The organism is Bartonella sp. AP4SXKL, from assembly GCF_042195845.1.
Lineage (GTDB): Bacteria > Pseudomonadota > Alphaproteobacteria > Rhizobiales > Rhizobiaceae > Bartonella.
The window spans coordinates 1-4,863 of sequence record NZ_JBHIPA010000039.1; the positions used below are offsets into that span (position 1 = coordinate 1).

The following is a 4,863-nucleotide window of genomic DNA, read 5'->3' on the forward strand; positions in this document are numbered from 1 at the left end:
GCTGAACCGATCGTCAAGTTACCTTCTTCTGTAGCCATGGCAAGATCACCTCCGGTAGTGATCCCCACCCCTGAGGCTGTGATATCTTGTTTGGCAATCACCGTTGCATTACCACCAGCAGAAAGCGCCTCGGTGTTTAAAACGGTCTCCACGCCGTCAACCGTTGTGCGCCCTGCATCTAAACGAATATTCTTCTCCGCAAGGAGAACAGCATCACCACCCGCCGCAAAATGCCCCCCTTGACTAAAGATATCCCCGCCATGCACATGCAATTGGTGATTTGCCGCAATCCGCCCTGAATTGGTTATTGTAGAATTGCTTGTATTTTGGCTGGTGATATTGATATCATCGCCCATGATCAAAGCCCCAGCAGAAACAAAGGAGGCTCTGTCTTTTTCAGGGATATAAAGCACCGGTGCATAAACATCCATGCCCTTGACCTGTTGGCGCACATAAATCACCATCGGGGCTTCTAGGGATGCTAATTGTTCTTCACTCAAAGCCTCACCAAAGGGGAGATTGTGGGCTTTTGCATAGTCTGCCCCGACATCCAGCAAGGTTTTGACTTGTTCAATGGCATCACTTCCAGGAATAAAGGAACCTTTGCCCAAACCTTGACCAACCAGATCACGCATTTGTTTTTCAATCAGCTGCTTTTCAAAATAAGCATCACCTAAGAAAAAAATCTCTCTGTCAGGATTGTAGCCAATTCTGTTCAAATAATAGGCTGAGCCATAAAACTTGCCAACATCAAGGAATTCTGCCCGCGTTTCATAAATAAAATTCTGGTTGGGCAGCGTGCCCCCAACCCCACCCGATTGGGGCTTTGGTAAAGGGAGCCCCTCAGAAAGTTCCCCTGCATTATTGAGATCCACTTTTGGTGTAAAGAGAGCACCAGCCCCGGTTAAACCACTTAAGGTCTCCAGTGGATTGCCTTCAACTGCTTGTGCTTTAAAATGCGCATCCCCTGTAATCGAACCTTCCGCTGCCGTGTTATTGAGTTGATCGACCACCAAATTCAACGTGCCACCCGCTTGGACAAGACCAGGAGCTGCATCAAGAGCTTCTGAACCAGTATGGCGATCCTTGCCATCGGCTATATCTAAAGAAACATCGCGGCTTCCATCAGCTTTATAGCCATAACAATAACCATCCTGCGTATTGGCATTACAACCCAGATAAGTTTTTTTATAAGCTGTTGCCCCCAGATTGGTGAGCACACCAGCGTGGATATCGGCATTTCCCCCTGCTTCTATAGAGCTATAATGGTTGTCAATGGTATCAGCGTTAATGATGAGATTGCCACTAGATTGTATTACCCCCGAAACAGTTGGTTTATGCGAAAATGCTTGTGTGACAGTCTTTTCTGTCATGTGTGACCAGTGTTTGTTTGGGGATAAGACCCCCCACCTATCACCATTCCATTGATACCGGTGTACAGACAATTCCTTCTTTATAGACTTATGTTTCCAAGTGAATGCCTTATAAACTATTCCATCGCTTGAAATTGCAGTGCCATAGGTTCCTTCTTTGCTCGCCCAAAGTGGAATATCCAAAAAAAGTTCTACATGCCCTTTTCCTATTAGTTTATCTTCTTGATATTCGTGCCCCTTTCCCCAAAGATTGGGGTCCTCCTGATATAACATCCCATCACTGAGTTGATCAGAACCCTTTGGTTTTTGGAAAGAAATATCGCTATATTCCGTTTTTTCCGTGATGACAGGCGTGCTATCGGCTTCGTTTTTTAGAGTGTTGGTTTGGATATTTAAGTTTCCACCAGCTTGAATAAAGCCTGCTTTATTGACAAGCGAAAGGCTTTTTCCGCTGCCATCTGCATTGGTGAAAGATAAATCACCTTCTGTCATTATGGTGCCAAAATCATTGAGCAAAGCCCCATCAACTTGTAAAGCACCATTGCCCTTCACATAAATTAAGCCCGTTTTGTTGTTGGTCACATCCCCCGTCACGCTAAAGACTAAATCCTGCCCCGATGCCAATTGACCGCTATTTCTAAGCTCCCCCGTCTTGATCACGAAATCTCGTGCTGCTAAAACAGACGTTGTCTCATCAACCATAACGCTTGGAGCAATAAAGAGAATATCTCCAGTCCCACCGCCATCTCTTACGGCTTGTAGCCGCGCATTGTGAATATCAAGAGCATTGGTGCTTTGAAAGTCTAAACCGCCATAAGTCAATTTACTGTCCGAGACATCAATATGATCTGCAATTAAATACAGCGTTTGCGGCGTGTAAATATGAGAACGATTATTGCTTAAATCGAGAGTGTTTGCCGTCAATCTCACATCCCCCTCAGCAGACAGCACATTCTCAACACTGATCTCTCCAGATACCGATGTCAATGTTGCACTGCCATAGCCTATGACCTGATCATAATAGATGTCGTTGCCTGCAAAAATTTCAATATTGCCACCACTGGCAATCTGACCAACCTTCACCCCTTCTTTTGCTGTAATCAAAAGAAAGCCCTTTTCATCTAAAACAAGATCCCCTGAACCGCCCGTAGAAACGACACCTGTCATCAGTGTCCCTGCATCAAGGCTGCCAACCTTTAAAACAGCTTCTTCACCCGTCATCAGCGAAGAAAAGTCAACCGCCCCACCCTCAATATTTGCCTTGCCATAGGCTAAAAGTTGCCCAAAATGAACGGGAGCATTTGTTGCTGGTTGTGCTTGAATGGCAACATTTTGATGCGATAGAATTGTTTGAGAAACAGATAGCCCGTTATGAAAAACCAGGGTGATATCTCCTGCTCCATAAACACTTTCAGCAACAATCGCACCTTGACTGCTCTGGAGATCAACATCCCCTTGGGTGCCAAGAACAACAACACCAGCAGCACCCGTTGCCGCCAGATCAACCCCACCGGCTAAAAAATGAGCTTGTATATCACCACCGGCATGCGCCTTGAGATTCCCTTGCGCTAAAACAATCCCCTCAAGCTTCAAGTCTCCGCCCGATTCAAGAGCCATATCAGCACCTGACCCTAGCCCTGAAACTTGAAGTGTCTGGCGCGAAGAAAGCTCCATATTGCCCCCAGAGGTTGCTTTACCGGCAATCGATAAAAGCCCATCCTGCGCCTCTATCTTCAAATGACCCTCAGCGCCAACCGTTTCTAACGTCACATCCTTATGGGCGGCAATATCAATATGCTTTTTCGAGGTGATGTGCTTTGCCAATACGCTCTGGCTTTTCGATTTGAGGACAACACCCCCATGACCAAAAACATTCTTCAACGAGATTTTCCCATCAGCAGAAAGATGCAACTGCCCCGCATTGGCGGCCATATCATGGCGCATGCGAACCCCAACACCTTTTTCTGTTGCCACAAGTTTTATTCTGTCCGCCTGTAGAGCCCCCAAAGCAGAACCATCTATCGCATATTCCGGTTTACCGGTAATATCGGTCAGTTCTTTCATTTCCCGTGAAGCATAATCAAAGTGACCTGTCCCTGCTGTCACACCAATCTCCTTGCCCGCAACAGCTCCTTCAAAATGCACTGTGCGTGAGACAATATCGACAATATCAACCGCCCCCTTGCCAGAGAAAAAATTGGCTCCCTTAGCGCCAAAGGTAATATCCCCACCTCGCACCTCAAAGCCTTTCAAAAAACCGCTCGCATCAATTTCGGGAACACCTGTGGTTAAGGTCGCATGGGGCGTATTGATAAAGCCACAACCATCACAGCTTATCCCATTGGGATTGGCTATAATCACATCGGCGGGGCTCCCAAAAACCTCTCCTGGACCATGAAGCGCACTGCGCTTGCTGCTGGTCACTTCATTTAAAATCACTTTCGCTGAACCCGTGAAACGCAAATGCGGATTGCCCGGCATAATGCCCCCCAACTGCGATTGCCCTACTTCTTGCGCATGATTGTTCCAAATCACACCCGGATTTCCAATATTAAAATCGTTATATTTATTGTGCGATAAGCCCTTGCCATTGGGGGTAACAATATCAATCGAGGGAACCCCATTGGGCGCTGCCACTATATCTGGACGATGGGCGGCATGAGCGTTAGGATCCACAGTAATTTGCGCCTGTAACGCTGAAGGGGCTAACAAACAAGAAAAACCAAGTCCCCCAAATAAAACCTTTTTGAGCATCGTACTGGAGACCAAAACACCTAATAAAGCTGCTCTTTCTGCTCTCTTCTCATATCTCATACGTTAACTCCCCAATAAAAAATGCTTAAAGTTCCATTGTTAATGTCATAAAAAATGTTCCTGATTTTTTGTGCTTAACTGTGCTCCAAAAAATACTGGAATAACTGGCATCAAGAGAGACCATGCCTCCCGCAAGCTTGACACCGGCTGTCCAACCGGCAAGCTGATCATTCTTAATCCCATACAAGGGTTGTGCAAAAACACGCCCATAATCCAAACCAACATAAGGGCGAAGTTCACCAAAAACCTTTTTGAAGGTCGCGTGATTGCTCCACGGAATGGTGCGTAGCAGCAAATCATTCCGGCTAAAAAAACCGTTATTGCCAAAAAGCAAACTCTCACGCGTGCCACGAACATTGGAAGCGCCCCCCAACGAAATCTGTTCAGCTCCCAATAAATTATGCGGTGAATATTGACCACTCAAAAGATTGCTCAGTATAAAGTCCAAGCCCCCTATCTTAAAAGGCGTCATGACACTAAGCGTACCAGTAAATTTGGCAAATTGTGGCTCCGCATCCCCTGCTCCTGGCGCATGTTTCTTTACTGAATGAAACAAGGGAAGCCCTTGCAAATAACTCACATCAAAGGTCCAAGTCCCCCCCAACATCTGGCGCGAATGCGAAATGCCAAAATTGGCGACGCTATATTGACGGCTGCCCACTTCAATCTTATTGCC

2 protein-coding genes are annotated in these 4,863 nt (G+C 46.3%); both read right to left on the reverse strand.

Features of this window, described 5'->3' with window-relative positions; translation table 11 throughout:
* A partial coding sequence (locus tag ACFIMI_RS09445) for a filamentous hemagglutinin N-terminal domain-containing protein (protein WP_375692516.1) occupies window positions 1-4,187 on the reverse strand: 4,187 nt, incomplete at its 3' end.
* A gap of 25 nt (window positions 4,188-4,212) precedes the next feature.
* A partial coding sequence (locus ACFIMI_RS09450) for a ShlB/FhaC/HecB family hemolysin secretion/activation protein (RefSeq protein ID WP_375692517.1) occupies window positions 4,213-4,863 on the reverse strand: 651 nt, incomplete at its 5' end.